This is a genomic window from Anaerostipes sp. PC18, assembly GCF_039789045.1.
Classification (GTDB): Bacteria; Bacillota; Clostridia; order Lachnospirales; family Lachnospiraceae; genus Anaerostipes; species Anaerostipes hominis.
The window spans coordinates 3,063,107-3,089,173 of the sequence record NZ_CP121164.1 but is presented as its reverse complement, the minus strand read 5'-3'; the positions used below and the strand labels follow the sequence as shown (position 1 = coordinate 3,089,173).

The window sequence follows — 26,067 nt, the reverse complement described above, 5'->3', positions numbered from 1 at the left end:
TTCGGGTCTTACCCTTGTGAGGCTTTACTGGTTTTTTCTGCTTTGCCATAGCTGAGGTGGTAATACTCGGTACCATATTAAAAATGGAGGGGATATCATGAAATTAATAGATACGCATTTACACCTTTGGAATATTAATGAGTTTTCTCTGCCGTGGCTGGACGGAGAAGGTTCTGTTTTAAAAAGAAATTATTCTATAAATGACTACAGCAAAGATATGGCGGCAGGATCAGATTATGAAATAGAAAAAGCGGTTTACGTGGAAGTGGACAGCGCCGATTTTGAAAAGGAACGTGAAAATCAATATGCATTAAACCTTTGCAGGGACAGTTCCAATATGGTATCTGCAGCTATTATTTCCGGTGACCTGACGAAAGATCAATTTAAAGAATATATCAATGCTTATCGGGATATTCCTCAGGTGAAAGGGGTAAGGCAGGTGCTTCATGTACCGTCTGTAAAGCCTGGAACATGTCTTTCCGGACAATTTATTGAAAATGTACGCTATCTTGGAGAAAACGATTTTCTCTTTGAGGGATGTTTAAGGAATGAAGAGCTTCATGATCTGTATCAGATGGCAAAACAATGTCCAGATACAATGATCGTTTTAGATCATATGGGAATTGCAGATCCGGATATTATTTCAAAGCCGGCTCCGGATGCAGAGGAACTGGCGTATAAGCGGAAGTGGATAAAAAACCTGACATTGCTGGCAGGACTTGAACATGTCGTGTGTAAAATCTCAGGACTAAATCCTGCCGGAGAGTGGAATGTAGATACTTTACGTCCGGCTGTGGATATTGCACTGGACATCTTTGGCGAAGACCGGGTGATGTTTGCAAGCAATTATCCGGTATGTAATATAGCAACCGGACTGTCCCCGTGGATTAAAAGTCTGGATGAAATTACAAGAGAGCGGGGAGAAGAGTTTCAAAAGAAACTATTTTATAACAATGCCAAACGGATTTATCATTTATAAGAAAGGAAATCATTATGGGAAAAGTACAGCGTTTTGGAAGTATTTCAAAAGTGAAACCGGAAAAATTAGAGTATTATAAAAAGCTGCATGCCAATCCATGGCCTCAGATCAATGCGATGATCAAAGAATGTAATATTGAAAACTATTCTATTTATTATCATGATAACCGTCTGTTTACTTATTTTGAATATACAGGGGATGATTACGAGGCAGACATGGCAAAAATGGCGGCAGATCCTGAAACTCAGAGATGGTGGGATGAATGTATCCCGTGTCTTGCCCCATACACAGAGGACGGACCGTGGCTTGATATGGAATGCGTATATCGCTTGGATTAGTATTGGAGGAAGAGTGAAAAATAAAGTAGATTTTGAGACGCACTTAAATTAGTTATCGTTGCGTTTTACTAACTTAGTGCTATCGTAACCAAGAGATTCAAGGTAGGCGAAAACATTGTTTTCGTTTAATGTAACCCGCTCTACATGATTTTGGGGATTCATCAATTCCTCATAGTCAGTCGGGGTAAAAGGCTTCTTTTCGGAAACCATGTGGTAAATACAGACCATCATCATACGTGCAATGGCGATAATGGCTTTCTTGTGACCACGGCGCTTTTTGATACGTCCATATTAGCAATTATTCTTGATAAGCCAGTTGTGAAACCTTTGGATATCCGAGTTAATGGTGGAAAAAGATTTTTGATTATACTCGGAAATTCCGTTCTTGCCGGTGGTTACGATGGTTGCAACGATGACATTTTTGTGGACATCAAGCCCACAGCAGATGGAGTATTTTAGCTTCATCATAAGTATCACCACCTTAACTAAAAAAGGAATAGCAGCATTGACTGTCATCCTGCGACTAAATAAACATGGTTTATTACCAATGATAAGAGTCCGGGCTCAATGTCCCACTTGTTTGTGCTTGAAAGGATGACGGCACATATAAAAATACGGGGTGAAATAAATTCGCCACTCCTCCTCCCGTGCTCTGTAGTGTATTGCTATTCCATAGGAAGATTATATAACGGAAAATGGAGGGGCACAACTTTTTTCATTAACCTGTTTGTGCCTTGAGCGAAGCGAAAGGAATGGTAAAAATGATGAAAGGTTTATATGTGGCATCTATCACCCCTTATGATAGAGAGAATAAAATCAATGAAGAAGCAGCCAAACAGCTGTTTAGCAAGAATTTGGAAGAAGGTGCAAAAGGATTTTTTGTGGGAGGCAGCTCCGCAGAATGCTTTCTGATGACGAGAGAAGAAAGGGTTCAGTTGTTTGAAATAGCCAGCGGATTTAAAGAAAAAGCAGATCTTTTTGCCCATGTGGGAGCGCTTTCCACGGATGAAGCAATCTATTATGCCAAAGAAGCCAAAGCGATGGGATATGAGAATATTGCGGCAACACCTCCTTTTTACTTTGGATATTCACAGAAGGCCATTGCGCAGTACTTTTATGATATTGCTGAGGCGGTTGATATGCCGATTTTATATTATAATATCCCTTGTAATACATATAAAGAGTTGGATTTGACCAATGCGGATACGATTGCCTTGTTAAAGTCGGGAGCCTTAAGTGGTGTAAAGCATACTAATCTGGATGTGTATCAAATGGAGAGAATCAAAAATGTGAACCCTGAGTTATTGACATTCGGCGGATTTGAACAGAATATGGTTGCCTTTTTAGCGTTGGGATGCGACGGATTCATTGGAAGCACATTCAATTTTATGCTTCCGCACTACAAGAAAATTTATGATTTATATCTGGACGGAAAATCGGAAGATGCAAGAAAGCTCCAGATCAAAGCAAATAATATTATGGAGTGTATCTGGAATATCGGATTGTTCCCTGCGATCAAACATATCTTAAATGCCAGAGGAATGTATGTAGGGGAAGTGAGAAAACCGTTTCTTGAGTTAAGTCAGGAAGAAAAAGAAATTGTGGATCGTGTGGTCAGAGAAAATTTAGAGAACTAAAAATAAAGAAGTATTTCCGCTGAATGTGGGAAATACTTCTTTTTATTGTGTATTATTGTTCAATGGATGCGGAATTATCTATGGTAATAGATTGAATAGAATATTTAAAAAAGTCATCTAAGGCTTTTTTTAGTTTCTCCCGGTCATCCTGGTGAAAACAGTCAATGATTTTTTTGCGGTAATAAATGGCAGACGCTCTCGAGGTTGATAAAGCAAGAATCTTCATAGCTGATTCTTTCCTGAGGAGTACCATGGTCTGCATGAGCTTGTTATAGATGTTGTTGCCGCATGCACTTCCTACATAGAGATCAATATCTGAAATCAATGTATAGAAAGTGTCTGACGAAATTTCATTGATATCGGCATCAAACAGGACATCACCATAAGAAGTGATACGGGATATAATGTCTGGAGTCCTGTGATCAAAACATGTTAAATATACTTCAGTTTCGATCAACTTCCTTGCGGCATAAATTTCATCATGATTGTGGATCTCCTGATGATATATCCATAATAAAGTTTCATCGGGGATCTTGATTCCTTCCTCGTTGACAAAGCTGCCGTCACCTGGTTTGATCGTGATCAGACCAATCAGTGATAATGCGCGAAGTGCCTCACGAATCCTGCTTCTGGTGACATTGAACATCTCGCCCAAAGCGCGTTCATTTGGAAGTTTTTCTCCTGGTTTTAATTGTCCGGAAGTGATCTGAGAAGCAATCTCCTGCATGATCTGTTCCGTTAAAGTGATTTTCTTGACTGGTTCAACTTCCATGAAGCTAACCTCCTTTGTTTAAAATCGATACTCTAATTATACTGATAAAACAAGGAAATAGCAACTGATCTAGGTGCGGGAAAAACGAATCTGGGTACCTTTAATACTTCAGATAGACGTGCTTTGCACGAAAAGACACCGGGGCAGGTCCTCCTTCACTGACTTGTGCAGGATGGATTCGGAGTCATACCGAAATCTTCAAATGAGAGAAGAATCCGGCAGAACATGGGGAATTTTGATTTCCAGCTGACAGATGAAGAGATGAGCCGCATGCAGGAGCTCGCAGAGAAGCAGATCCAGATGGGAGATAATCCGAGAACCTACCGGTTCCCACTGCTGGATGAGATGATCGCGGCTGGAAAGGAACCGGAGAAGGATAAATTCGGGAATTATATGTAAGAAAGCGAAAAAAGAAGGACGGGTGTGCCCGTCCTTCCGATATTTCTTATAATTATACAATATTTTGGGTGGTTATCCAAGTTATTAATTGTAAAACTACAGATGATGAAATGTGATAATGGAAAATTGCATTCCTCAAATAGATATGCTACATTTATTCTATATAAAAGTAGTCAAACCAAAAAGAAAAATTAGAAATAGGAACAAAATATATGGATATCACTGATACAAGCGGAATAAAGAAAACAGTATTTGAAGAGATCAGAAAATTGGCAGAAGATTACGGCGTTAAAAAGGTTATTTTATTCGGCTCCCGTGCCCGTGGGGATTACCATAAGAAAAGTGACATTGATCTGGCAGTGTGCGGCGGAGACACAAATCGGTTTACACTGGCAGTGGATGAGGAGACTTCTACTCTGTTGATGTATGATGTAGTAGATTTGGGTCTGCCGGTTCAACAGGAATTGAAAGATAAGATAATTGAAGAAGGGTTAGTCATCTATGAAAAAATTTGAAAACTTCTGCAAGGCAGCAGATAATTTAGAAGATATATATAAGTATAAAGAGCCGTATGACAACGTTGTTCTCACTGGTTTGGTAGGGCTCTATGAAATCTGCTTTGAGCAGTCATGGAAGGCGGTCAAAGAAGTTCTATATGACAATGGAATAAAAGAGGCAGCCACAGGTTCACCCCGCAGTATTATAAAACTGGCTTACAGTTCAGATCTGATAAAGGATCAGGAGGTCTGGCTGGAGGCGCTGATTTCCAGAAACAATGTTGCTCATGCATACAATCATGCTATCGCCATGGATATTGTCAAAAAGACAAAAGAGAGATATGTTGATATGTTCCGGGAATTGAGAGAAGAAATAAAAGAAAACTGGATTTAAAGGTATTTCTTCTATATTATATAGCAAAAAGAAAAAACTTTGACCAATTTAGAAAATTTACAGTCTGGTATTCCAAAAAAAACAAAAAAAGCCTTGCAATACCTTGGATATTCGTATATAATCAAATCGTTGTGACCTTGATAGCGGTGAAGCGTGAGGTTGCTGTACCGGCAAAAGCCGGCGCAGGTTTTCCGTGGAGCGAATGTCAAGTTGTTAAAACTGGCGACAAGTCACTGTACGAATATTACAATCTATTTTTATAATATAAAGATAGAGACGCAGTGTGTAAATCTTACGATACACACGGAGGAGTGTACAGTCACCACTTGTCGTGCTACAAGAAATTTATAGTGCGAAAAGGAGGCGGCTTTTTTTATGGCAGCAAGTCAAGTAATGAGAATTACATTAAAAGCGTATGATCATCAATTAATCGATGCATCAGCAAAGAGTATCATCGAAACAGTAAAGAAGACAGGATCTAAGGTGAGCGGACCGGTACCGATGCCGACAAAGAAGGAAGTAGTTACCATCATCCGTGCCGTACACAAGTACAAAGATTCCAGAGAACAGTTCGAGCAGAGAACTCACAAGAGATTGATTGACATCATCACACCAACACAGAAGACAGTCGATGCATTATCTAAGTTAGAAGTACCGGCTGGTGTTTACATCGATATCAAGATGAAAACAAAATAGGAAGTTATCCCGCAGGGTTATGAACAAATAAGGAATCCCCTTTAGCTTTCATAGCGTCTAGGATGATTTTAACGTCATGCGTTATAATCCGCTGTAGATTAAATAGGAGGAAATATCAATGAAAAAAGCGATTTTAACAACAAAAGTCGGAATGACTCAGATCTTTAACGAAGACGGAGTTTTAACACCGGTTACTGTACTGCAGGCTGGGCCTTGTGTCGTTACTCAGGTAAAGACAGAAGAAAACGATGGCTACGAAGCAGTTCAGGTCGGATTTGCAGATAAGAAAGAAAAGTCTGTAAACAAACCGGAGAAGGGGCACTTCGACAAAGCAGGTGTTGCACCTAAAAAATTCGTGAGAGAATTCAGATTTGAAAATGCTTCTGAATACACAGTAGGTCAGGAAATCAAAGCTGACATTTTTGAAGCAGGAGATAAAATTGATGCAACTGCTACATCCAAAGGTAAAGGATATGCAGGTGGTATCAAACGTCACGGTTTAAGTACTGGTCCTAAGACACATGGTTCTAAGTATCACCGTCATGCAGGTTCCAATGGTATGGCTTCTGATCCGAGCAAAGTTTTCAAAGGAAAGAAAATGCCGGGACAGATGGGTGCTGAAAGAGTTACCATTCAGAATCTGGAAGTAGTAAAGGTTGATGCAGAAAAAAACATTATTTTGGTAAAAGGTGCTGTACCAGGACCTAAGAAATCTTTAGTAATGTTAAAAGAATCAGTGAAGGCGTAGGCCTAGGGAAGGAGGACAAACAGATGGCAGAAGTATCTGTGTTAAACATGGAAGGAAATGAAGTTGAGAAATTAAATCTTAACGACAGCATCTTCGGTGTTGAAATAAATGAGCATTTAGTGCATTTGGCAGTTGTAAGCCAGTTAGCAAATAACCGTCAGGGTACACAGAGCGCGAAGACACGTTCAGAAGTACGCGGCGGCGGAAGAAAACCCTGGAGACAGAAAGGTACCGGTCATGCAAGACAGGGATCTATCAGAGCTCCGCAGTGGACAGGCGGAGGAGTTGTATTTGCTCCGAAACCAAGAGAATATTCTAAGAAGTTAAATAAAAAGGAAAGAAGATTAGCTCTGAAATCCGCTTTAACTTCCAGAGTCAATGAAAATAAGTTCATCGTAGTAGATGAGTTCAAATTTGACGAAGTAAAGACAAAGAATGTTGCAAACATGTTAAACAACTTAAATGTAAAAAAAGCGCTGGTTATCATGGGAGATAAGAACGACAACTTAATCTTATCTGCAAGAAACATTCCTGGAGTAAAAACTGCTCTCACAAGCACCATCAACGTATATGATATCTTAAAATATGATACCGTTGTTGTTTCTAAAGAAGCAGTAGCAAATATTGAGGAGGTGTACGCATAATGGCAGACATCAAATATTATGACGTTATTTTAAAGCCGATTGTAACTGAAAAAAGTATGAATGCAATGGCAGAGAAAAAATACACTTTCTTAGTTCATCCGACTGCAACAAAATCTCAGATTAAAGAAGCAGTGGAAAAGATGTTCGAAGGAACAAAGGTTGCCAAAGTCAACACAATGAACTACGACGGAAAGACAAAAAGACGTGGAATGACTTTCGGAAAGACCGCTAAGACAAAGAAAGCGATCGTACAGTTGACAGAAGAAAGCGCAGATATCGAGATCTTCGAGGGGTTATAGGCATTGAGCACTTAGAGAATGCAAGCGAAAGCGCAGCATGAGCTTAGTGCGAAAGCCGTTACCGAGACTCAGTGAAGCCGAGCCGCAGGCGAAAGCTGAACGCTAGTCGAGTGTAACTACCTTATATATCTTATGAAGCTATACGCAACAAAAGCGTGATATTAAATTGGAATTGAAAGGAGAAAGACATGGGAATCAAGACATATAACCCATATACACCTTCCAGAAGACATATGACCGGGTTAGATTTTACTGAAGTGACAAAGAGCACTCCTGAAAAATCTCTGACAACTTCCTTAAAGAAGACAGCCGGCCGTAATAATCAGGGTAAAATTACAGTAAGACACCGCGGAGGCGGAGTCAGAAGAAAATATAGAATTATCGACTTCAAGAGAAGAAAAGATGGTATTCCGGCAACAGTAACAGCTATCGAATATGATCCGAACAGAACAGCAAACATTGCACTGCTCACATATGCAGACGGTGAGAAAGCTTATATCATCGCTCCGAACAAATTAGCTGTAGGCGCTACAGTTATGAACGGTCCGGACGCTGAGATCAAAGTTGGAAACTGCTTACCGATGGCAAACATTCCGGTAGGTACAGAAATCCACAATATCGAAATGTATCCTGGAAAAGGCGGACAGTTAGTTCGTTCCGCGGGAAATTCCGCTCAGCTTATGGCGAAAGAAGGAAAGTATGCAACCCTTCGTCTTCCGTCAGGTGAGATGAGAATGGTTCCTGCTGTGTGCAGAGCTACTATCGGCCAGGTTGGAAACATTGAACATGACCTCGTAAACATCGGTAAAGCGGGACGTAAACGCCATATGGGATTCCGTCCTACAGTCCGCGGTTCTGTTATGAACCCTAATGAGCATCCGCACGGTGGTGGTGAAGGTAAGACTGGTATCGGCCGTCCGGGTCCATGTACACCTTGGGGTAAACCGGCACTTGGTTTGAAGACACGCAAGAAACACAAACAGTCTAACAAGATGATCATTAGAAGAAGAGACGGTAAAAACGTTAAATAGTTTAAGGAGGTAACTTATGGCTCGCTCACTGAAAAAAGGACCATTTGCGGATGCAAGCTTATTGAAAAAAGTTGATGCAATGAATGAAGCTGGAGACAAAAATGTCATCAAGACATGGTCCCGCCGTTCCACAATCTTCCCATCCTTTGTAGGGCATACAATTGCCGTACATGACGGAAGGAAGCATGTGCCTGTATATATAACAGAAGATATGGTTGGACACAAGCTCGGGGAGTTTGTTGCGACCAGAACATTCCGTGGTCATACAAAAGCAGAAAAGAAATCAGGAATCAGATAATCGATAGAGGAATGGAAGGAGGTTTCACAATCCATGGCTAAGAAATACAGCAGATCTCAGTACAAAAAAGAAAGAAATGCACAAAAAGATACGAGACCTAGCGCTACCTTATCCAATGCCAGAGTGTCTGTTACTAAGGCATGTTTCGTATTGGATGCGATCAGAGGAAAGAGCGTTCAGGAAGCACTTGGTATCTTATTATATAACCCAAGATACGCATCTAGTTTAATCGAAAAATTATTAAAGTCTGCAATTGCCAATGCAGAAAATAATAATGGAATGAATCCGGAAAACCTTTATGTTGCAGAGTGTTATGCAAACAAAGGACCAACAATGAAAAGAGTTAAACCTCGGGCACAGGGAAGGGCATACAGAATCGAACACCGTATGAGCCATATCACTGTTGTGCTTGACGAAAGATAGAAGGAGGCAATAATGGGACAGAAAGTTAATCCTCATGGTTTAAGAGTTGGTATTATCAAAGACTGGGATTCCAGATGGTATGCAGAAGGCGATTTTGCAGATAACCTGGTTGAAGATGATAAGATCAGAAAATATGTAAAGAAAAAATTATACAATGCAGGAATCTCCAGAATCGAAATTGAAAGAGCTTCCGACAGAGTAAAATTGATCGTCTATACAGCAAAACCTGGAGTAGTGATCGGAAAAGGCGGATCTGCCATTGAAGAACTTAAAAAAGAACTCCAGAAGATGACAGACAAGAAACTGCTGATTGACGTAAAAGAAGTAAAAAGACCGGACAAAGACGCACAGTTAGTTGCAGAAAATATTGCACAGCAGTTAGAAAACCGTATCTCTTTCAGAAGAGCTATGAAGTCCTGCATGCAGAGAACGATGAGATCCGGAGCACAGGGAATCAAGACATCCGTCTCCGGACGTTTAGGCGGAGCTGACATGGCCCGTACAGAATTTTACAGCGAGGGAACAATTCCTCTGCAGACACTCCGTGCAGACATCGATTATGGATTCGCTGAAGCAGACACAACTTATGGTAAAGTCGGAGTTAAGACTTGGATCTACCATGGTGAAGTTCTTCCGACGAAAGAAAAGCAGGAAGGGGGAAATAAATAATGTTAATGCCTAAGAGAGTAAAACGCCGTAAACAGTTCCGCGGAAGCATGCGCGGAAAAGCGACTCGCGGTAATAAAATCACTTACGGAGAATTCGGTATCGTGGCAACAGAGCCGGCTTGGATCAGATCCAACCAGATCGAGGCAGCCCGTGTCGCTATGACCCGTTACATCAAGCGTGGTGGTAAGGTTTGGATTAAGATTTTCCCTGATAAGCCAGTGACAGCACAGCCTGCTGAAACTCGAATGGGTAAAGGTAAAGGTAACTTAGAGTACTGGGTAGCAGTTGTAAAACCAGGACGCGTTATGTTTGAGATTTCTGGTGTAAGTGAAGAAGTTGCAAGAGAAGCTTTACGTCTTGCTGTTCATAAACTACCTGTTAAGTGTAAAATTGTTTCTCGTGAAGCTTTAGAAGGCGGTGACAACAGTGAAAACTAAAGAATTTGTAAAAGAGTTAAATAATAAATCTATTGATGAATTAAACAAAGAGCTAGTAGCTGCGAAAAAAGAATTATTCAACTTGAGATTCCAGAATGCAACAAATCAACTTGAGAACACAAGCAGAATCAAAGAAGTTAGAAGAAACATCGCTCGTATCCAGGGAGCGATTACAGCAAAGGCTAACGCTTAAATCGAAAGGAGGAATTTGTTGTGGAAAGAAATTTGAGAAAAACCCGTGTCGGGAAAGTTGTAAGCGACAAGATGGATAAGACAATCGTAGTTGCAATCGAAGATAATGTAAAACATCCATTATATAAGAAAATCGTGAAAAGAACTTACAAGTTAAAAGCTCATGATGAAAATAATGAATGCCGTATCGGAGACAGAGTTAAAGTTATGGAAACAAGACCTCTCTCTAAGGACAAGAGATGGAGACTTGTGGAAGTAGTCGAAAAAGCGAAATAGATTGTTCCATTAGGAAAGGAGAAACAGCATGATTCAACAGGAGTCAAGACTTAGAGTGGCTGACAACACTGGGGCAAAAGAAATCCTTTGCATCAGAGTGTTAGGTGGATCCACTAGAAGATATGCTAACATCGGCGATATTATTGTAGCTACGGTCAAAGATGCAACACCAGGTGGCGTTGTAAAAAAAGGTGATGTAGTAAGAGCCGTTGTTGTTCGTACGAAAAAAGGTGCCCGCCGTAAAGACGGATCTTATATTAGATTTGATGAGAACGCTGCAGTTATTATCAAAGAGGATATGAATCCAAGAGGAACTCGTATCTTTGGACCAGTGGCAAGAGAGCTCAGAGACAAAAAATTCATGAAGATTGTTTCATTAGCACCAGAAGTATTATAAGGAGGAAACACTGTGTCAGGAATTAGAATTAAAAAAGGCGATCTTGTGAAAGTCATCGCTGGAAAAGATAAGGGTAAAGAAGGCAAAGTTGTTGCAATCGACCACAAGAAGAATACTGTTATCGTTGAAGGTGCTAATATGCTCACAAAGCATACAAAACCAAGCGTACAGAACCAGCAGGGCGGTATTGTGACAGAAGAAGGCCCGATCCATATTTCCAACGTGATGTTTGTTCATAACGGCAAAACTACAAAGATCGGCTATAAAGTAGAAGACGGTAAAAAAGTCCGTGTTGCAAAGGCAACCGGAGATGTGATTGATTAATAAAGAGAGGAGGTTTCGGACAGTTGAGTAGATTAAAAGAACAGTATACCAACGAAATCATGGAAGCCATGATGAAGAAATTCGGATATAAAAATATAATGCAGGTACCAAAGCTCGAGAAGATCGTGATCAACATGGGCGTTGGTGAAGCAAAAGAAAATAAAAAGCTCTTAGATGCTGCTGTTGCAGATCTGGAAACGATCTCCGGACAGAAAGCGATCGTAACCAAGGCAAGAAAATCTGTTGCTAACTTCAAGTTAAGAGAAGGAATGCCGATCGGATGCAAGGTTACATTAAGAGGAGAGAGAATGTACGAGTTTGCTGATCGTCTGATCAACCTGGCACTGCCTCGTGTACGTGACTTCAGGGGTGTAAGCCAGAACTCTTTTGATGGAAGAGGAAACTACGCATTAGGAATCAAAGAACAGTTAATTTTCCCGGAAATTGAATACGACAAAGTGGATAAAGTCAGAGGTATGGATGTAATTTTCGTTACAACAGCCAACACAGACGAAGAAGCTCGTGAATTATTAACCTTATTTGGTATGCCGTTTAAGAAATAGTTAGGAGGGTTCCCATGGCTAGAAAGTCAATGGTATTAAAGCAACAGAGAAAACAGAAGTTTTCAACAAGAGAATATAGCCGTTGTAGGATTTGTGGACGTCCACATGCTTACTTGAGAAAATACGGAATCTGCAGAATCTGCTTCCGTGAGTTAGCGTACAAAGGACAGATTCCAGGCGTGAAAAAGGCCAGCTGGTAAGAATAGGGAAGGAGGAACTAACAATGACAATGAGCGATCCGATTGCAGATATGCTTACAAGAATCCGTAATGCAAACACTGCGAAACATGATACCGTAGAAATTCCTGCTTCTAAGATGAAGGTTGCGATTGCTGAAATCCTTTTAAAAGAAGGTTTCATCAAATCTTTCGACATCAAAGAAGAAGGTGCATATAACAACATCGTTATCACATTAAAGTACGGACAGGACAAGAATGAAAAGATCATCACAGGTCTTAAGAGAATTTCTAAACCGGGACTTCGTGTGTATGCAAACTCAGAAGAACTTCCTAAAGTATTAGGCGGACTTGGAGTAGCGATCATTTCAACAAACAAAGGTGTTCTTACAGACAAAGAAGCAAGAAAAGAACACGTAGGCGGAGAAGTACTTGCGTTTGTATGGTGACCTAGAGCACTTAGCGAAGGCAAGCGTCAGCGCAGACTGAGGTCAGTGCGAAGGTCGTTCGGAGGAATTTAATGAACCGAACTTCCTTACAAAAGGCTTGCGTAAGTTTCGAAAAAATTTTTTAACTTGAATTTATCTTATTGTTAAACTTTATATTATATAATAAAACGAATTCTGAAAACAGAAAGGACGCCCAGTCCTTTCCGACAATTTAAGGAGGTAACCTATGTCTCGTATAGGTAGATTGCCAATCGATATCCCTCAGGGAGTTGAGGTTAAGATTGAAGAAGGAAATAAAGTGACTGTGAAAGGTCCTAAGGGAACACTGGAAAAGAATCTTCCGGTGGAGATGGAAATTAAATTAGAAGACAACCAGATCGTGGTATCCAGACCGAATGACTTAAAGAAGATGAAATCCTTACACGGGTTGACCAGATCTTTGATCGCCAACATGGTGACTGGAGTGTCTCAGGGATATGAAAAGAAGCTTGAAATTAACGGTGTTGGTTACAGAGCACAGAAAAAAGGAAAAGAAATTACTTTCAATCTTGGATTTTCACATCCGGTAGCAATGACAGATCCAGAAGGCATCGAAACTGAAATGGAAGGTCAGAATATCATTATCGTTAAAGGTATTGATAAAGAAAAAGTTGGACAGTACGCTGCGGAAATCAGAGAATTAAGAAAACCTGAGCCTTACAAAGGAAAAGGTATTAAATATGCTGATGAAGTTATCAGACGTAAAGTCGGTAAGACTGGTGCGAAGTAAAGGAGTGAGATAGGATGATTAAAAAACAGTCAAGAAGCAAAGTTCGTGCGAAAAAACATTTAAAGCTTCGTAATCATATTAGCGGAACAGCGGAGAAACCGCGTTTAAGCGTATTCAGAAGCAATAATCATATGTACGCTCAGATCATTGATGACACCGTTGGAAATACTTTAGTATCAGCATCCACTTTACAGAAAGACGTAAAAGCTGATTTAGAAAAGACTGACGATGTAAAAGCGGCAGCTCACTTGGGAAAAGTGATTGCTGAAAGAGCTATCGCAAAAGGTATCTCCACCGTTGTTTTTGACAGAGGCGGATTTATTTATCAGGGAAAAGTAAAAGCATTAGCAGACGCAGCACGTGAAGCTGGTCTTAAATTCTAACAGGAGGAAATCAAATGAAGCGTACAATGATCGACCCTAGCCAGTTAGAGCTGGAAGAAAAAGTTGTATCTATCAAACGTGTTACCAAAGTAGTAAAAGGTGGACGTAATTTCAGATTCGCAGCATTAGTTGTTGTTGGAGATAAGAATGGACACGTTGGTGCAGGATTAGGAAAAGCAATGGAAATTCCAGAAGCGATCCGCAAAGGAAGAGAAGCGGCTGCTAAGAAATTAGTGGAAGTACCGATTGACGAAAAAGGAAGTACACCGCATGACTTCACAGGTAAATTCGGAAGTTCATCTGTATTATTAAAGACATCCCCGGAAGGTACCGGAATCATCGCAGGAGGTCCTTCCCGTGACGTATTGGAGCTTGCAGGATATAAGAATATCCGTTCTAAGTCCTTAGGTTCCAATAACAAGCAGAACGTTGTTCTTGCAACGATCGAAGGACTTAAAAACTTAAAAACTCCAGAAGAAGTAGCAAAGCTTCGCGGAAAATCTGTAGAAGAGCTCTTAGGTTAGGAGGAACATGAAAATGGCAGATAAATTAAAAATTACTTTGGTAAAATCTACAATCGGTGCCATTCCAAAGCATAGAAAGACAGTGGAAGCTTTAGGACTCAAGAAGTTAAACAAAACTGTTGAAATGCCGGACAATGCAAGTGTCAGGGGAATGATTCATCAGGTTCAGCATTTAGTAAAAGTAGAAGAAATTTAATTGTAGATTAGGAGGTGCGAAGGATGGAATTATCAAACTTACGCCCTGCAGACGGATCTAAGCACAGCGACAATTTCAGAAGAGGTCGCGGACATGGTTCAGGAAATGGAAAAACTGCAGGTAAAGGACATAAAGGACAGAAAGCCCGTTCCGGCGGCGGAGTAAGACCGGGATTTGAAGGCGGACAGATGCCTTTATACAGACGTATTCCAAAGAGAGGCTTCACTTGCATTAACTCTAAAGAAATCATTGGAATCAACGTATCAGCATTAGAGAGATTTGAAGACGGAGCCGAAGTTTCTGTTGAGACTTTAGTAGAAGCAGGAATCGTTTCTAATCCTAAAGACGGTGTCAAAATCTTAGGCAGTGGGGAACTCACAAAGAAACTTACAGTAAAAGCAAATGCTTTCAGTGCAGGGGCAAAAGAAAAGATCGAAGCTCTTGGAGGAAAAGCCGAGGTGATTTAGTATGGCGAATGCATTGACAAATGCGTTTAAAAACAAAGAACTAAGGAAAAAGCTTACGTTTACGGTGATCATTCTGATTGTCGTGCGCTTCGGGTCACAACTGCCGATTCCAGGAATCGATACTGCCCAGGTGACTGCATATTTAAAGAGTACTTTGGGAGATTCATTCAATCTCCTGAACTCTTTTACCGGCGGGTCCTTTTTGCAGATGTCAGTATTTGCACTGAGTGTTACGCCATATATTACATCTTCCATCATCATGCAGCTGATGACGATCGCTATCCCTGCATTGGAGGAGATGCAGAAAGACGGCGAAGATGGAAGAAAGAAAATAGCTAAGATCACGAGATACGTGACGGTTGTATTAGGACTCATCGAGTCCGCCGGTATGACCATCGGTTTCAGCCGCAGCGGTGCGCTGGGAGCTGAACATACCAATTTTACCATTGTGACGATGATCATTGCCCTGACAGCAGGTGCGATCCTCGTTATGTGGCTTGGTGAGCGTATCACGGAAAATGGTATTGGAAACGGTATTTCTATCATCCTGTTGATCAACATCGTATCAGGAATGCCGAAAGATTTTTATGCGCTCTATAATCAGTTCATGAAAGGCAAACAGATCGGACCGGCACTTATTGCAGGATGTGTGATCGCAGCTGTTGTGCTGTTGACTGTCGTGTTCGTTATCATCCTTTCAGATGCTGAACGCCATATTCCGGTACAGTATTCAAAGAAAGTTCAGGGAAGAAAAATGGTCGGCGGCCAGTCAAGCCATATTCCGCTGAAAGTGAATACAGCCGGAGTTATCCCGATTATCTTCGCCTCATCTATTATGCAGTTCCCGCTGATCATTCAGCAGCTGTTTAAGTATGAGAGCAATGGATTTATGGGAAAAGTTCTGCACAGTTTAAGTTCGTCCACATGGTTTGACGCAAATCATCCGAAGAGATCGCTGGGTCTTCTTATATATATTGTACTTGTTGTTATTTTTGCATATTTCTATACATCGATTACTTTTAATCCTCTGGAAATCTCAAATAACATGAAGAAACAGGGAGGATTTGTACCGGGTATCCGTCCTGGCAAACCGACAGTGGATTATTTAAACAAGATCTTAAAATATATTATTTTTATAGGTGCAGCTGGACTAACAATTGTAGCAGTCATTCCGTTTTTCTTTAACGGTGTATTTAGTGCTCAGGTTTCTTTTGGAGGAACTTCCATCATTATCGTGGTTGGAGTTATATTAGAAACGATCAAGCAGATTAAATCTCAATTGTTAGTGCAAAACTATACTGGTTTTTTAAATGACTAATGTGCGATAAGCTGTAGGGAATTCTACAGCTTATTTGTGCATTACATAATGTAAGGAGGATTCATTATGAAGATTATTATGTTGGGGGCTCCAGGAGCAGGAAAGGGAACTCAGGCAAAGCAGATTGCAGAGCAGTATAACATTCCGCATATTTCGACCGGTGACATTTTCAGGGCGAATATCAAGAATGGAACTGAGCTTGGCAAAAAAGCCAAAGAGTATATGGACCAGGGACTGCTGGTTCCGGATGAGCTGGTAGTTGATCTCGTGGTTGACAGGATTGAGAAAGACGACTGCCAAAAGGGCTTCATTTTAGATGGATTCCCAAGGACGATTCCTCAGGCAGAAGCGTTGGATGCGGCTCTTGCTGCAAAAGATATGAAAATTGATTATGCGCTGGATATCGAGGTTCCGGATGAGAATATCATTGACCGGATGTCCGGAAGACGTTCCTGCAAGGAATGCGGTGCGATCTTCCACGCAAAATATAATCCTCCGAAATCAGAAGGAATCTGTGATATATGCAGCGGTGAGCTGATCCTCCGAGATGACGATAAGGAAGAGACAGTAAAGAAAAGGCTGGATGTTTATCACGAACAGACCGCACCGCTGATCTCTCACTATAAGAGTGCAGGCAGCCTGCATGAGATCGACGGCACAAGGCACATTGATGTAGTATTTGATGAGATCAAAAGTATTTTAGAGGCATAAGATTAAGATGGCAGTGACGATCAAATCAAAAAGAGAAATCGAACAAATGAGAGAGGCCGGTAAGATCTTGGAAGAGACGCATGACCGTTTGGCCGAGATCATCAAACCGGGAATTTCTACTTTAGAGATTGACGAGTTCGGGGAAAAGATCATAAGGGAATACGGGTGTATTCCTTCTTTTCTGAATTACAATGGTTATCCGGCATCCATCTGTGTGTCTGTCAATGACGAAGTGGTCCACGGCATTCCAAAGAAGGAGCGGATCTTAAAAGATGGAGATATTGTCAGCCTGGATGCAGGGGTCATCTATCAGGGATACCACTCTGACGCCGCCAGGACTTATGGCGTCGGGGAGATCTCAGATGAAGCAGCCCGCCTAATCAGGGTTACAAAGGAAAGCTTTTTTGAAGGTATGAAGTTTGCCAAAGAAGGGAATCATCTATTTGACATTTCCGAGGCAATCCAAAGACACGTAGAGAACAATGGCTATTCCGTGGTGAGAGACCTGGTGGGCCATGGGATCGGAACGCATCTCCATGAGGACCCTCAGATCCCGAATTTCAAGGAACGCAGAAAAGGCATGAAGCTCAGGGCCGGTATGACCCTGGCAATCGAGCCGATGGTTAATGCAGGGACCTGGGAAGTCGAATGGCTTTCTGATGACTGGACTGTAGTGACAGCAGACGGAAGTCTTGCTGCCCACTATGAAAACACAATTTTAATTACCGAAGATGGTTACGAAATATTATCATTATCAAAGTAGAAAAAGGAGTCGGAAAAATGGCAAAGTCAGAAGCAATTGAAGTAGAAGGAATCGTATTGGAGAAACTGCCGAATGCGATGTTTAAGGTAGAGATCGAGGGAGGGCATGTGATTTTGGCACATATCAGCGGAAAGCTCAGAATGAATTACATCAAGATCCTTCCGGGCGACAAGGTTACTCTTGCACTTTCTCCGTATGACCTGTCAAAGGGAAGAATTATTTGGAGGGATAAATAAGAAAAGCCTTGAAAATTAAATAACATGATGATATAATTGAATCCGAACGTTTTGGGAAAGGAGAATTACAAGTGAAAGTTAGAGCATCTGTAAAACCTATGTGTGAAAAATGCAAGGTAATTAGAAGAAAAGGTTCTGTCAGAGTGATCTGTGAGAATCCGAAGCACAAACAGAGACAGGGATAATTTCTATTTCATATAGCAAGGATTCCTATCTTTGTTCTTTGTGTGTTTATATTACTGTATTCAAGGTACCATACAGTAATACTTTTTGTTAGGCGGCTGCAGTATGGAACGCAGATTCCATGCTGATATTTATATAGATAAAATCGTAGTCAGGCAAGAGACATATATATCATTTCACCGTACGCGGATATATGGATTGCCCCTGAACAACATTAAAATGAATAATTTTTGGAGGAAGAAAAAACATGGCTCGTATTTCAGGTGTTGATTTACCAAGAGAAAAACGTGTGGAGATTGGACTTACCTATATTTATGGAATCGGTCTTACAAGCTCTAAACGTATTTTATCAGAAGCAAATGTAAACCCGGATACTCGTGTACGTGACCTGACAGATGATGAAGTTCGCAGAATCAGCGAAGTTATCTCTGAGTCACAGACAGTAGAGGGAGATTTAAGAAGAGAAATCGCTCTTAATATCAAGAGATTAAAAGAAATAGGATCTTACAGAGGAAAACGCCATAGACAGGGACTGCCTTGCCGTGGACAGAAGACAAAGACAAATGCCAGAACATGTAAAGGTCCTAAGAAAACTGTTGCAAACAAGAAAAAATAACAGCATATACATGGATCATCAAATATTTGATGGTATACTTTGGACGGAAATACATGACACGCCCCGTTGGGTTGTCAGGTTTTCTCGCTGTTTAGTGGATATGGTTTAGTTTAAAGAAAGGTAAAGAGTTAATTATGGCTAAAGTTACAAAAAAAGCGGCTAAAAAACGTGTGAAAAAGAATGTTCAGCACGGACAGGCACACATTCAGTCATCTTTTAATAATACAATCGTTACATTAACTGATGCTCAGGGAAATGCTCTTTCTTGGGCCAGTGCAGGTGGATTAGGATTCAGAGGATCCAAGAAATCTACTCCTTATGCGGCACAGATGGCTGCTGAGACAGCAACAAAAGCAGCATTGGTACACGGTTTAAAAACAGTGGACGTTATGGTAAAAGGACCGGGATCAGGAAGAGAAGCAGCAATTCGTGCTTTATCAGCAGCTGGTCTGGAAGTTACAAGCATCAAAGATGTAACACCGGTACCTCACAACGGATGTCGCCCACCAAAACGCAGAAGAGTTTAATTAGGAGGAATTTGAAAGATGGCAATTGATAGAACTCCAGTCTTAAAAAGATGTAGATCCTTAGGCCTCGATCCTGTATTTTTAGGAATCGACAAAAAGTCTAACAGAACCTCAACAAGAGGAAATAGAAAAAAGAGTGAGTACGGACTTCAGCTCCGTGAAAAACAGAAAGCGAAGTTTATCTACGGTGTATTAGAAAAACCGTTTAGAAACTACTACGCAAAAGCAGAAAAGATGAAAGGTCAGACAGGTGTAAACCTTATGACACTTCTGGAACTGAGACTTGACAATGTATTATTCCGTCTCGGATTTGGAAGAACAAGAAAAGAATGCAGACAGATCGTTGACCACAAGCATGTTCTTGTAAACGGCAAAACAGTCAACATCCCATCTTACAAAGTATCAGTAGGTGATGTGATCGAGATTAAAGAAAAACACAAAACTTCTCCTAGATACAAAGAAATCTTAGAAGTGACCGGCGGAAGAATGGTTCCTTCTTGGTTAGAAGCAAATCAGGAAGCACTGAGCGGAACTGTAAAGGAATTACCTGCAAGAGAAGAGATCGACGTTCCTGTAAATGAGACACTGATCGTCGAGTTATATTCTAAATAATCGTAATAACCCTCAACAAATTCCTAACCCAGAAGGAGGGCTTAAATGTTTGAATTTGAAAAGCCAAATATTGAGATTAGTGAGATTTCTGAAGATAACCGTTTTGGGCGTTTTGTAGTCGAGCCGTTAGTGCGCGGCTATGGAACGACACTCGGAAACTCCTTAAGGAGGATCATGCTCTCATCTCTGCCGGGCGCTGCAGTCAGTGCCGTAAAGATCAAGGGTGTGCTGCATGAGTTCAGTTCAGTCCCGGGAGTGAAAGAGGATGTCCCTGAGATCATCATGAACATCAAGTCCCTGGCGATTAAGAATAACAGTCCTACGGACGAACCAAAACAGGCCTTTATTGAGTACTCTGGAAGCGGTGTCGTGACTGCCGGTGACATCAAGGCTGACAGTGATATCGAGATTTTGAATCCTGATATGGTCATCGCGACGTTGAGCGGAGATGACGCACATCTGGATATGGAACTTACGATCACAAAAGGCCGCGGTTATGTCGGTGCTGACAAAGCAGACAAGGAAGGCAACTCTATCGATGAGATTGCAGTTGATGCAATCTATACTCCGGTAGAGCGTGTGAATTTAAAGGTGGAAAATACCCGTGTAGGACAGGTGACAGACTACGATAAGCTTACTTTGGATGTCTTTACAAACGGAACCCTTTCACCGGACGAGGCGGTCAGCCTCGCCGCTAAAGTATTGTGCGAACACCTGAACCTGTTCGTAGATCTCTCTGAGAATGCCAAGACAGCAGAAGTCATGGTAGAAAAGGAAGACGACGAAAAAGAAAAGGTTCTGGAAATGAGCATTGACGAACTGGAACTTTCCGTTCGTTCTTATAACTGCCTGAAGAGAGCAGGAATCAATACCGTGGAAGAACTGACCAACAAGACTTCAGAAGATATGATGAAGGTCCGCAACTTAGGACGCAAATCATTAGAAGAAGTTCTTGCAAAATTAAATGAACTTGGATTGGCATTAAATTCAGGGGACGAATAAGAAATCATAAAAAGACCCGCCTAGGCTGAAGGTATGAAGTAGGCATGGCGAAAAATCACAGGAGGTCATTACAATGGCAAAGTATAGAAAATTAGGAAGAACATCTTCTCAGAGAAAAGCATTATTGCGTTCACAGGTAACAGATCTTTTATACAGAGGCAAGATCGTTACTACTGAAGCAAAGGCAAAAGAGATCCGCAAGATTGCAGAAAAACTGATCGCTATGGCAGTCAGAGAAAAAGATAACTTTGAGACAGTCACTGTTGATGCTAAAGTAGCAAAGAAAGACAGCGACGGAAAACGTGTCAAAGAGGTTGTGGACGGAAAGAAAGTTACTGTATATGAAACAGTGAAAAAAGAGATTACAAAGGATATGCCTTCCCGCCTTCATGCAAGAAGACAGATGTTAAAGGTATTATATCCGGTGAAAGAAGTTCCGACAGAGCTTGCAGGCAAAAAAGCTAATACAAAGACTGTTGATCTTACAGAAAAGTTATTTAACGAGTATGCACCGAAGTATGCCGATAGAAATGGTGGGTATACAAGAATCGTCAAAATCGCACAGCGTAAAGGTGACGGTGCTTTAGAAGTATTGCTTGAATTAGTTTAAGATTGATCCTATAAAAAGCAGCAGGAGATTGAACGGGCCTCTGTTAAGTACACAGGAAGAATAACTAAAAATTGTATAAGTAAATGCGGCCATGTTGTTGGCCGCATTTTTTATGCAGTTTTTTATGATGAAGGTATTCAGCAAGTGTCTTTCTGCGGACATCCTTGTTAGCAGATTCTGATATTTCCCTTTCTAAACGGAAAAAGACTGTTTGAAGAGATGCACTTATGTTTTGTATATTATGTATATCATAGTTGAGTATATATAAAATAGATGCATCAATTTTACCAACTACACGGTCAAAAGTTATGAAGATTACACATAAAGTAACTGAGAAACAGTTGATGAAAGAAGTTTGGCAGGGAGCATTAAGTATGGAAAAAAAGCTAATGATAAAAGAAAGCTTCAATTTGGGTAAAGGCTGGAATTTGATGTTTTTTGCAATTTTAGCAATGTTAGTTACAAATGCGGGTGTTAACGATGGATTAAACATTGCACTTCCGCAAATTGCGAAAGGAGCAGGATTAAACTATGATTTATGTCTGAGTATGGGTACGGTAGCAGGGTTTGTCGGTGTGGCAATGATGCTTGTAATTGCAAAGTTCAGAGATAAATTCGGGGGAAGAAAAGTAAGTTCGGCATTATTTATTATATTTGGATTAACATATTATTTTTTATTCCTAAGAGCAGCAAATATTGTAATGTATGCCATTGCACAGTGCATTATGGTTAGCTGCGGACAGGGATGCTTCTATCTATGTACAGGGCCAATGCAGTCTGATTGGTTCCCTAAAAAAAGGGGAGTTGTCAATGGAATCAGTACAATTGGAGCAAATATTGGTACAGCGGTTTTAGCACCACTTATGACTTTTTTATTAACGGTGGCAGAGTATAAAACAAGTTTTTCACTGTTTGCAATCACCGCCATTGTCTTAGGAATCTTTGCGTATATTACATTGCGCGATAATCCGATAGAAGCGGGTATGTATCCGGATAATGTTTCAAAGGAAGTTTATGAAACAGAGTATAAACAATTATCAGAAAAAGATGAGTATGTAAGTGATTGGACCATTCCTAAAATGTTAAAATGCAAAGAGGTGTGGATTGCAGCGATTGTTCCGGGATTTATTACGTTGGGACTTTTGGGTATCATTACACAATTCGTAAAAAGAAATATGGCGTTAGGTTTATCTAATGGAGTTGCAATATCGGCAATGACAATCGCGGGGCTTGTCGGGATTATTGGAAGTTATGCAATTGGATATATGGATACAAAACTTGGTACAAAAAAGGCATGTATGATTTATTGTGCAGTATTTGCGACGGGAATTCTATGTAACCTTCTTGCGTCATTATGGATGCCGTTGGTATATGTTTCAATTATTATTGTAGGTTTTTCATTGGGAGGAAGCACCAATATGTCACTGTCATTTCCAGCGTCTATTTTCGGAGTACTTGATTATCCAAAGGTAAACGGAGTGATTTTTCCAATCAATTATTGTATCGGATGTCTGAATTTTGCGGTGAACGCAGCAGTCATGAAATTTACAGGCAGTTTGACAGGAGCGTACGTAGTATATTTATGCCTTTTCCTGATCAACATTGTGATTGTAGCAATAACGGAAGAAGGAAAGTGGGATAAGCTAAAGCATCCGGAACCGGCAAATAATAAATAGCAATGGATCTGAACCAAAAAAGAGAGAGGATATTCCTTTCTCTTTTTTGGATTTTGAAATGTTAAGAATCAGAACTATATGTCAAGAAAAAATCTAATAATGCTTGTTTTGTTTTTAAAAACTTGGTTTCTTCTATGTCAAATAAATTTCCATACAGCAGATTCAGGAAACTGAAAATAAGTGTGGTATCTTCCGGCCGGACAGCTAATGAAATGATGGTACGAATCTTGTATCCATTCCGGCGAATTCGATGTTTCATTGTGGCAATGGAAAGACAGGTTCTTGTACTTGGAGTTAAAGCGTACATCAGAACAATACTGGGTTTAAATGCAAAAGTTAAAATTGCTTCTCTTTGAAACAACTTTGTAATGTAGTCAGAGGTCACATAACCGTGCCGGATAAAATCTCCAGCTAAAAGTTCCGCTACTTCCAGATAATTATCACTTTCTAATTGTTCATGCCAAAATGCGTCCTGAAGCAGCTTGTGGATAGAAGGAAGTCTGTTAGAACACAGTCGTATGATTTGTAATTTTGAAATATAAGCATCCAGTTTTTCTTCATCCTGAGCGGTCAGAAATGGGGAAATCCTAATCGTTTGGCAATCTTTATTTTCTGTTATATTTTTATTAATCGTTGTCACGATCAAATCCACTTTAGAAAAATCATAGCTGTCTTTTATGTAGACAGGGAGTAGCGCAGTAATTGAAAGATAATCCTGAAATTTGCTCAGAATTTTTTGTTTCAAATACCAAGTGGAAGACAGATTTAAATGTGACATAACAACTGTTTTTAATTTTGGCGCCGTTCTATTGTTATAAGATAAAGCTCCGGAAATACAAAAAGCTAAAAATAACAGTTCGGTATAATCTAAATAATTTTTATAGTATTCGGCGGCAAGCGGCTGAACCAAAAAAGCGATTTCAAAAGAAATAATTAGATTGCTGCGGGCAATATCATAGGGAATATCAACATTATTGAAGTGATGGACCGGAAGAAACATATAACGGAAAAATTGGAGGATGGTAATGAAAAAATCTTCATTTTCCGTTAAGTCTATATGATAAGTTTCTTTGATGATTTGCAAATAGCGATTGCATATCTCAAGGGTATTTTTATTAAAATATGTCCCGGCTGTTGCAAAACTTAGTTTACTTGCGTCTAAGAGCCGTGCACAAGAAATATGTAAGTATACTTCTTGCCGTTCTGCTTCCGGAAATCTGCAATTTAATTTCTTCTCCAATGCATCAAAAATTTCTTTGGCTGCATGAACAGCGGTGGCATCTTCATAAGCTAAAGCAGTTATATCAGTGAGAATATGTCCGTTAATCATTCGATAGTACATAATGGCAATCGAGAGATTCAAAATTACCATATTAATATCTTCAAAAACAATATTGTATTTTTGAAGATATTTCTGTGTAATAGGCATAATCAAATTTACAATTTCTTCTTCCAGATATTGATACTGATAATAAGTATTCCCCCGGGCATTATAATTCCAATTTTCAGTAAATAATTTGTTAAGAATGGCTCTCCTCTTCTGTTCGTCTTTTCCGAAAAAAATTGTATTTTGGGCGCGGTGAAAATCAATGTGAGGGAAGGGAAGAATATATTTGCTGCGCAGCATTTCTAAATCGTGCTCTAAGGTTGTATGGCTGATGTACATTTCATCTTCTAAATCATATAGATTAATTGGATGTTCGGCAAGGCAAAGCCGAAAGGCAATATGCCGGATCCGGTCTTCTCTCGATAAAAAGGAACGCCCTGTCTGGCTTAATTCCTTTAATAAGTTATTGTCTTCCGAAAATAGCAGATACCCACGGCTTCTTTTTGAATGTACTTGAATACCATGGTCTTCAAGGAGTTGGTTCATTTCGTTAATATCATTTCTGATGGTTCTGGCGGATACATTTAGATGTTTTGCAAGCTCTTCTCCAGTTACGTATTCTGTTTTTTGTTGAATATAGTTTAACAGTTTTCTTTGACGCAAAGTTAATGAAGTGTGTTCCATAATTTCCTCCTTGTACAGGAATTACAATTCATTGTTAAGGATATTTTACCTTTATTATAATAATAAATTACTAGTATATAAAATAAATAAAATTTCCGTTTTAAAACGGAAAATCCTTGTTTGAGCATAAACTTACAATAGACTAAGATTTAAATACAAATTTAAAGGAGGATTCAAACAATGAAGTACGAAAAAATCAGAGAACAGGTATTAGAAGCAATTTTAGATGCAGTTGATCAAGGATTAATCAAAGGAACATCAGGAAATATCGCATTAAGAGATGACGAGGACGATGTTGTTGCAATTACACCAAGTGGAGTTCCATATAAAGGAATGACATTAGAAGATATTGCAATCGTTGACTTAAACGGGAAATGGCTGGATGGGAATTTTAAACCATCTTCTGAAGTTCCAATGCATACAGCAGTCATGAGAGCCAGACCAGATGTAAAAGCTACGGTACATACACATGCAATGTTTGCAACAATCATGGCTATGGGAGCAGAAGAGATCAAAGCAACCACACCTCCGCAATGTGAATTTGTACCCGTCAGAGTAGTACCATTTACAATGCCGGGCAGTGATGAAGTTGCCGATCGGGTTGTGGAAGCTTTAGGAGAAGATGGAAAGTCAGTTCTTATTAAAAATCACGGAATGTTCTGCTGCGGAAAAAATATGAAAGCTGCGATGTCAGCAACCGTATATACAGAGGAAATGGCAGTTACAGAATATTATGCAAGAGTTCTTGGAAACTTTGAGCCAATGCCTCAGGAAGCAGTTGATAAAATGCAGGCATTAATCGCAGCGGATCAGGCAGTCTAGAGT

42 protein-coding genes are annotated in these 26,067 nt (G+C 40.2%); 39 read left to right on the top strand and 3 right to left on the bottom strand.

Annotated elements, in window-relative coordinates; translation table 11 throughout:
• The first annotated feature begins 97 nt into the window (after positions 1-97).
• Together P8F77_RS16670 and P8F77_RS16665 are read left to right on the top strand one after the other, a co-directional pair.
• Positions 98-979, top strand: coding sequence for an amidohydrolase family protein (locus P8F77_RS16670; protein WP_287519143.1), 882 nt, complete (start codon positions 98-100; stop codon positions 977-979).
• A 14-nt stretch (positions 980-993) separates the two neighbouring features.
• On the top strand, positions 994-1,317 hold the full coding sequence (locus P8F77_RS16665) for an L-rhamnose mutarotase (protein ID WP_148459114.1): 324 nt from the start codon (positions 994-996) through the stop codon (positions 1,315-1,317).
• Between the two features lie 291 nt (positions 1,318-1,608).
• Here the strand turns inward: P8F77_RS16665 and P8F77_RS16660 are convergent, their stop codons facing one another.
• On the bottom strand, positions 1,609-1,785 hold the full coding sequence (locus P8F77_RS16660; RefSeq protein WP_303008513.1) for a hypothetical protein: 177 nt from the start codon (positions 1,783-1,785) through the stop codon (positions 1,609-1,611).
• Positions 1,786-2,051: 266 nt separating this feature from the next.
• Between P8F77_RS16660 and P8F77_RS16655 the strand changes: the two genes are divergently transcribed.
• On the top strand, positions 2,052-2,954 hold the full coding sequence (locus tag P8F77_RS16655) for a dihydrodipicolinate synthase family protein (protein WP_347256202.1): 903 nt from the start codon (positions 2,052-2,054) through the stop codon (positions 2,952-2,954).
• 52 nt (positions 2,955-3,006) lie between these two features.
• Here P8F77_RS16655 and P8F77_RS16650 read toward each other — a convergent pair whose 3' ends face one another.
• Positions 3,007-3,726, bottom strand: coding sequence for a GntR family transcriptional regulator (locus tag P8F77_RS16650; RefSeq protein WP_024729343.1), 720 nt, complete (start codon positions 3,724-3,726; stop codon positions 3,007-3,009).
• 165 nt (positions 3,727-3,891) lie between these two features.
• Here P8F77_RS16650 and P8F77_RS16645 point away from each other — a divergent pair, with 165 nt between their 5' ends.
• The 35 genes from P8F77_RS16645 to P8F77_RS16475 all read left to right on the top strand — a co-directional run bounded on the left by P8F77_RS16645 (position 3,892) and on the right by P8F77_RS16475 (position 23,231).
• Entirely contained in the window at positions 3,892-4,125 is a 234-nt protein-coding gene (locus P8F77_RS16645) for a hypothetical protein (protein ID WP_034550706.1), read from the top strand.
• Positions 4,126-4,337: 212 nt separating this feature from the next.
• Positions 4,338-4,640, top strand: coding sequence for a nucleotidyltransferase domain-containing protein (locus P8F77_RS16640; RefSeq protein WP_024729344.1), 303 nt, complete (start codon positions 4,338-4,340; stop codon positions 4,638-4,640).
• Complete coding sequence (locus P8F77_RS16635; protein ID WP_024729345.1) at positions 4,627-5,016, top strand: HI0074 family nucleotidyltransferase substrate-binding subunit; 390 nt, start codon at positions 4,627-4,629, stop codon at positions 5,014-5,016. Before P8F77_RS16640 ends, P8F77_RS16635 begins: the two co-directional genes overlap by 14 nt.
• A gap of 375 nt (positions 5,017-5,391) precedes the next feature.
• A complete protein-coding gene (gene rpsJ, locus P8F77_RS16630) occupies positions 5,392-5,712 on the top strand; it encodes a 30S ribosomal protein S10 (RefSeq protein WP_009289945.1) in 321 nt (106 codons plus the stop codon).
• 118 nt (positions 5,713-5,830) lie between these two features.
• A complete protein-coding gene (gene rplC / locus P8F77_RS16625; RefSeq protein WP_024729346.1) occupies positions 5,831-6,460 on the top strand; it encodes a 50S ribosomal protein L3 in 630 nt (209 codons plus the stop codon).
• Positions 6,461-6,483: 23 nt separating this feature from the next.
• Positions 6,484-7,104, top strand: coding sequence for a 50S ribosomal protein L4 (gene rplD, locus P8F77_RS16620; protein ID WP_024729347.1), 621 nt, complete (start codon positions 6,484-6,486; stop codon positions 7,102-7,104).
• Positions 7,104-7,403, top strand: coding sequence for a 50S ribosomal protein L23 (gene rplW, locus P8F77_RS16615; RefSeq protein ID WP_024729348.1), 300 nt, complete (start codon positions 7,104-7,106; stop codon positions 7,401-7,403). Before rplD ends, rplW begins: the two co-directional genes overlap by 1 nt.
• 188 nt (positions 7,404-7,591) lie before the next feature.
• The gene (rplB, locus tag P8F77_RS16610; protein ID WP_347256201.1) at positions 7,592-8,434 is read left to right on the top strand and encodes a 50S ribosomal protein L2; all 843 of its coding nucleotides are present in this window, start codon (positions 7,592-7,594) and stop codon (positions 8,432-8,434) included.
• A 16-nt stretch (positions 8,435-8,450) separates the two neighbouring features.
• Entirely contained in the window at positions 8,451-8,732 is a 282-nt protein-coding gene (rpsS, locus tag P8F77_RS16605) for a 30S ribosomal protein S19 (RefSeq protein WP_006568489.1), read from the top strand.
• Positions 8,733-8,765: 33 nt separating this feature from the next.
• On the top strand, positions 8,766-9,155 hold the full coding sequence (rplV, locus tag P8F77_RS16600; protein ID WP_006568490.1) for a 50S ribosomal protein L22: 390 nt from the start codon (positions 8,766-8,768) through the stop codon (positions 9,153-9,155).
• Positions 9,156-9,167: 12 nt separating this feature from the next.
• Positions 9,168-9,824 (top strand): 30S ribosomal protein S3, encoded by a 657-nt coding sequence (gene rpsC, locus P8F77_RS16595; RefSeq protein ID WP_024729350.1) that lies wholly within the window; start codon positions 9,168-9,170, stop codon positions 9,822-9,824.
• Positions 9,824-10,261, top strand: coding sequence for a 50S ribosomal protein L16 (gene rplP, locus P8F77_RS16590; protein WP_006568492.1), 438 nt, complete (start codon positions 9,824-9,826; stop codon positions 10,259-10,261). Before rpsC ends, rplP begins: the two co-directional genes overlap by 1 nt.
• The gene (gene rpmC / locus P8F77_RS16585) at positions 10,251-10,454 is read left to right on the top strand and encodes a 50S ribosomal protein L29 (protein WP_006568493.1); all 204 of its coding nucleotides are present in this window, start codon (positions 10,251-10,253) and stop codon (positions 10,452-10,454) included. Before rplP ends, rpmC begins: the two co-directional genes overlap by 11 nt.
• Positions 10,455-10,474: 20 nt before the next feature.
• Positions 10,475-10,729 (top strand): 30S ribosomal protein S17, encoded by a 255-nt coding sequence (gene rpsQ, locus P8F77_RS16580; protein WP_006568494.1) that lies wholly within the window; start codon positions 10,475-10,477, stop codon positions 10,727-10,729.
• Positions 10,730-10,757: 28 nt separating this feature from the next.
• Entirely contained in the window at positions 10,758-11,126 is a 369-nt protein-coding gene (gene rplN, locus P8F77_RS16575; protein ID WP_006568495.1) for a 50S ribosomal protein L14, read from the top strand.
• Positions 11,127-11,138: 12 nt separating this feature from the next.
• Positions 11,139-11,450 (top strand): 50S ribosomal protein L24, encoded by a 312-nt coding sequence (gene rplX, locus P8F77_RS16570; RefSeq protein WP_024729351.1) that lies wholly within the window; start codon positions 11,139-11,141, stop codon positions 11,448-11,450.
• A gap of 23 nt (positions 11,451-11,473) precedes the next feature.
• Complete coding sequence (gene rplE, locus P8F77_RS16565) at positions 11,474-12,013, top strand: 50S ribosomal protein L5 (RefSeq protein ID WP_024729352.1); 540 nt, start codon at positions 11,474-11,476, stop codon at positions 12,011-12,013.
• A 14-nt stretch (positions 12,014-12,027) separates the two neighbouring features.
• Positions 12,028-12,213 carry a type Z 30S ribosomal protein S14 gene (locus P8F77_RS16560; RefSeq protein WP_006568498.1) on the top strand — a complete coding sequence of 62 codons (186 nt, stop codon included), beginning with the start codon at positions 12,028-12,030 and terminating at the stop codon, positions 12,211-12,213.
• A gap of 23 nt (positions 12,214-12,236) precedes the next feature.
• Positions 12,237-12,638, top strand: coding sequence for a 30S ribosomal protein S8 (gene rpsH / locus P8F77_RS16555; protein WP_024729353.1), 402 nt, complete (start codon positions 12,237-12,239; stop codon positions 12,636-12,638).
• Positions 12,639-12,864: 226 nt separating this feature from the next.
• Positions 12,865-13,407, top strand: a complete 543-nt coding sequence (rplF, locus tag P8F77_RS16550; protein WP_024729354.1) for a 50S ribosomal protein L6 — start codon at positions 12,865-12,867, stop codon at positions 13,405-13,407.
• A gap of 14 nt (positions 13,408-13,421) precedes the next feature.
• Positions 13,422-13,790: a 50S ribosomal protein L18 gene (rplR, locus tag P8F77_RS16545; protein WP_024729355.1), complete on the top strand. Its 369-nt coding sequence runs from the start codon at positions 13,422-13,424 to the stop codon at positions 13,788-13,790.
• Between the two features lie 14 nt (positions 13,791-13,804).
• Positions 13,805-14,314 (top strand): 30S ribosomal protein S5, encoded by a 510-nt coding sequence (rpsE, locus tag P8F77_RS16540; protein ID WP_024729356.1) that lies wholly within the window; start codon positions 13,805-13,807, stop codon positions 14,312-14,314.
• A gap of 13 nt (positions 14,315-14,327) precedes the next feature.
• Positions 14,328-14,510, top strand: a complete 183-nt coding sequence (gene rpmD / locus P8F77_RS16535; protein ID WP_009289941.1) for a 50S ribosomal protein L30 — start codon at positions 14,328-14,330, stop codon at positions 14,508-14,510.
• Positions 14,511-14,533: 23 nt separating this feature from the next.
• Complete coding sequence (gene rplO, locus P8F77_RS16530) at positions 14,534-14,977, top strand: 50S ribosomal protein L15 (protein WP_006568504.1); 444 nt, start codon at positions 14,534-14,536, stop codon at positions 14,975-14,977.
• A gap of 1 nt (position 14,978) precedes the next feature.
• Positions 14,979-16,295, top strand: a complete 1,317-nt coding sequence (secY, locus tag P8F77_RS16525; protein ID WP_024729357.1) for a preprotein translocase subunit SecY — start codon at positions 14,979-14,981, stop codon at positions 16,293-16,295.
• 66 nt (positions 16,296-16,361) lie between these two features.
• Positions 16,362-17,006 carry an adenylate kinase gene (locus P8F77_RS16520; protein ID WP_024729358.1) on the top strand — a complete coding sequence of 215 codons (645 nt, stop codon included), beginning with the start codon at positions 16,362-16,364 and terminating at the stop codon, positions 17,004-17,006.
• A gap of 7 nt (positions 17,007-17,013) precedes the next feature.
• Complete coding sequence (gene map, locus P8F77_RS16515) at positions 17,014-17,769, top strand: type I methionyl aminopeptidase (RefSeq protein WP_287519851.1); 756 nt, start codon at positions 17,014-17,016, stop codon at positions 17,767-17,769.
• A 17-nt stretch (positions 17,770-17,786) separates the two neighbouring features.
• A complete protein-coding gene (gene infA, locus P8F77_RS16510) occupies positions 17,787-18,005 on the top strand; it encodes a translation initiation factor IF-1 (protein WP_006568508.1) in 219 nt (72 codons plus the stop codon).
• 71 nt (positions 18,006-18,076) lie between these two features.
• Entirely contained in the window at positions 18,077-18,190 is a 114-nt protein-coding gene (rpmJ, locus tag P8F77_RS16505) for a 50S ribosomal protein L36 (RefSeq protein ID WP_024729360.1), read from the top strand.
• 245 nt (positions 18,191-18,435) lie between these two features.
• The gene (gene rpsM, locus P8F77_RS16500) at positions 18,436-18,804 is read left to right on the top strand and encodes a 30S ribosomal protein S13 (protein ID WP_006568509.1); all 369 of its coding nucleotides are present in this window, start codon (positions 18,436-18,438) and stop codon (positions 18,802-18,804) included.
• Between the two features lie 134 nt (positions 18,805-18,938).
• Positions 18,939-19,331: a 30S ribosomal protein S11 gene (gene rpsK, locus P8F77_RS16495; protein ID WP_006568510.1), complete on the top strand. Its 393-nt coding sequence runs from the start codon at positions 18,939-18,941 to the stop codon at positions 19,329-19,331.
• Positions 19,332-19,349: 18 nt separating this feature from the next.
• Complete coding sequence (rpsD, locus tag P8F77_RS16490) at positions 19,350-19,943, top strand: 30S ribosomal protein S4 (RefSeq protein ID WP_024729361.1); 594 nt, start codon at positions 19,350-19,352, stop codon at positions 19,941-19,943.
• A gap of 45 nt (positions 19,944-19,988) precedes the next feature.
• On the top strand, positions 19,989-20,945 hold the full coding sequence (locus P8F77_RS16485; RefSeq protein ID WP_024729362.1) for a DNA-directed RNA polymerase subunit alpha: 957 nt from the start codon (positions 19,989-19,991) through the stop codon (positions 20,943-20,945).
• A gap of 73 nt (positions 20,946-21,018) precedes the next feature.
• On the top strand, positions 21,019-21,555 hold the full coding sequence (locus tag P8F77_RS16480) for a L17 family ribosomal protein (protein ID WP_024729363.1): 537 nt from the start codon (positions 21,019-21,021) through the stop codon (positions 21,553-21,555).
• A 308-nt stretch (positions 21,556-21,863) separates the two neighbouring features.
• A complete protein-coding gene (locus tag P8F77_RS16475; RefSeq protein ID WP_347256200.1) occupies positions 21,864-23,231 on the top strand; it encodes an MFS transporter in 1,368 nt (455 codons plus the stop codon).
• Between the two features lie 61 nt (positions 23,232-23,292).
• On the opposite strand, the gene P8F77_RS16470 is transcribed toward P8F77_RS16475, so the two are convergent.
• A complete protein-coding gene (locus P8F77_RS16470) occupies positions 23,293-25,242 on the bottom strand; it encodes an HTH domain-containing protein (RefSeq protein ID WP_148459116.1) in 1,950 nt (649 codons plus the stop codon).
• 180 nt (positions 25,243-25,422) lie between these two features.
• On the opposite strand from P8F77_RS16470, the gene P8F77_RS16465 reads away from it, so the two are divergent.
• Complete coding sequence (locus P8F77_RS16465; RefSeq protein WP_270430656.1) at positions 25,423-26,064, top strand: class II aldolase/adducin family protein; 642 nt, start codon at positions 25,423-25,425, stop codon at positions 26,062-26,064.
• The last annotated feature ends 3 nt before the right edge of the window (positions 26,065-26,067 follow it).

Excerpts from the sequence above, each read along its gene's own strand:
- P8F77_RS16670 (WP_287519143.1), top strand. The coding sequence starts at position 98 with ATGAAATTAATAGATACGCATTTACACCTTTGGAATATTAATGAGTTT.
- P8F77_RS16665 (WP_148459114.1), top strand. The coding sequence starts at position 994 with ATGGGAAAAGTACAGCGTTTTGGAAGTATTTCAAAAGTGAAACCGGAA.
- P8F77_RS16660 (WP_303008513.1), bottom strand. The coding sequence starts at position 1,785 with ATGATGAAGCTAAAATACTCCATCTGCTGTGGGCTTGATGTCCACAAA.
- P8F77_RS16650 (WP_024729343.1), bottom strand. The coding sequence starts at position 3,726 with ATGGAAGTTGAACCAGTCAAGAAAATCACTTTAACGGAACAGATCATG.
- P8F77_RS16640 (WP_024729344.1), top strand. The coding sequence starts at position 4,338 with ATGGATATCACTGATACAAGCGGAATAAAGAAAACAGTATTTGAAGAG.
- P8F77_RS16635 (WP_024729345.1), top strand. The coding sequence starts at position 4,627 with ATGAAAAAATTTGAAAACTTCTGCAAGGCAGCAGATAATTTAGAAGAT.
- rpsJ (WP_009289945.1), top strand. The coding sequence starts at position 5,392 with ATGGCAGCAAGTCAAGTAATGAGAATTACATTAAAAGCGTATGATCAT.
- rplC (WP_024729346.1), top strand. The coding sequence starts at position 5,831 with ATGAAAAAAGCGATTTTAACAACAAAAGTCGGAATGACTCAGATCTTT.
- rplD (WP_024729347.1), top strand. The coding sequence starts at position 6,484 with ATGGCAGAAGTATCTGTGTTAAACATGGAAGGAAATGAAGTTGAGAAA.
- rplW (WP_024729348.1), top strand. The coding sequence starts at position 7,104 with ATGGCAGACATCAAATATTATGACGTTATTTTAAAGCCGATTGTAACT.
- rplB (WP_347256201.1), top strand. The coding sequence starts at position 7,592 with ATGGGAATCAAGACATATAACCCATATACACCTTCCAGAAGACATATG.
- rpsS (WP_006568489.1), top strand. The coding sequence starts at position 8,451 with ATGGCTCGCTCACTGAAAAAAGGACCATTTGCGGATGCAAGCTTATTG.
- rplV (WP_006568490.1), top strand. The coding sequence starts at position 8,766 with ATGGCTAAGAAATACAGCAGATCTCAGTACAAAAAAGAAAGAAATGCA.
- rpsC (WP_024729350.1), top strand. The coding sequence starts at position 9,168 with ATGGGACAGAAAGTTAATCCTCATGGTTTAAGAGTTGGTATTATCAAA.
- rplP (WP_006568492.1), top strand. The coding sequence starts at position 9,824 with ATGTTAATGCCTAAGAGAGTAAAACGCCGTAAACAGTTCCGCGGAAGC.
- rplN (WP_006568495.1), top strand. The coding sequence starts at position 10,758 with ATGATTCAACAGGAGTCAAGACTTAGAGTGGCTGACAACACTGGGGCA.
- P8F77_RS16560 (WP_006568498.1), top strand. The coding sequence starts at position 12,028 with ATGGCTAGAAAGTCAATGGTATTAAAGCAACAGAGAAAACAGAAGTTT.
- rpsH (WP_024729353.1), top strand. The coding sequence starts at position 12,237 with ATGACAATGAGCGATCCGATTGCAGATATGCTTACAAGAATCCGTAAT.
- rplF (WP_024729354.1), top strand. The coding sequence starts at position 12,865 with ATGTCTCGTATAGGTAGATTGCCAATCGATATCCCTCAGGGAGTTGAG.
- rplR (WP_024729355.1), top strand. The coding sequence starts at position 13,422 with ATGATTAAAAAACAGTCAAGAAGCAAAGTTCGTGCGAAAAAACATTTA.
- rpsE (WP_024729356.1), top strand. The coding sequence starts at position 13,805 with ATGAAGCGTACAATGATCGACCCTAGCCAGTTAGAGCTGGAAGAAAAA.
- rpmD (WP_009289941.1), top strand. The coding sequence starts at position 14,328 with ATGGCAGATAAATTAAAAATTACTTTGGTAAAATCTACAATCGGTGCC.
- rplO (WP_006568504.1), top strand. The coding sequence starts at position 14,534 with ATGGAATTATCAAACTTACGCCCTGCAGACGGATCTAAGCACAGCGAC.
- secY (WP_024729357.1), top strand. The coding sequence starts at position 14,979 with ATGGCGAATGCATTGACAAATGCGTTTAAAAACAAAGAACTAAGGAAA.
- P8F77_RS16520 (WP_024729358.1), top strand. The coding sequence starts at position 16,362 with ATGAAGATTATTATGTTGGGGGCTCCAGGAGCAGGAAAGGGAACTCAG.
- map (WP_287519851.1), top strand. The coding sequence starts at position 17,014 with ATGGCAGTGACGATCAAATCAAAAAGAGAAATCGAACAAATGAGAGAG.
- infA (WP_006568508.1), top strand. The coding sequence starts at position 17,787 with ATGGCAAAGTCAGAAGCAATTGAAGTAGAAGGAATCGTATTGGAGAAA.
- rpsM (WP_006568509.1), top strand. The coding sequence starts at position 18,436 with ATGGCTCGTATTTCAGGTGTTGATTTACCAAGAGAAAAACGTGTGGAG.
- rpsK (WP_006568510.1), top strand. The coding sequence starts at position 18,939 with ATGGCTAAAGTTACAAAAAAAGCGGCTAAAAAACGTGTGAAAAAGAAT.
- rpsD (WP_024729361.1), top strand. The coding sequence starts at position 19,350 with ATGGCAATTGATAGAACTCCAGTCTTAAAAAGATGTAGATCCTTAGGC.
- P8F77_RS16485 (WP_024729362.1), top strand. The coding sequence starts at position 19,989 with ATGTTTGAATTTGAAAAGCCAAATATTGAGATTAGTGAGATTTCTGAA.
- P8F77_RS16480 (WP_024729363.1), top strand. The coding sequence starts at position 21,019 with ATGGCAAAGTATAGAAAATTAGGAAGAACATCTTCTCAGAGAAAAGCA.
- P8F77_RS16475 (WP_347256200.1), top strand. The coding sequence starts at position 21,864 with ATGAAGATTACACATAAAGTAACTGAGAAACAGTTGATGAAAGAAGTT.
- P8F77_RS16470 (WP_148459116.1), bottom strand. The coding sequence starts at position 25,242 with ATGGAACACACTTCATTAACTTTGCGTCAAAGAAAACTGTTAAACTAT.
- P8F77_RS16465 (WP_270430656.1), top strand. The coding sequence starts at position 25,423 with ATGAAGTACGAAAAAATCAGAGAACAGGTATTAGAAGCAATTTTAGAT.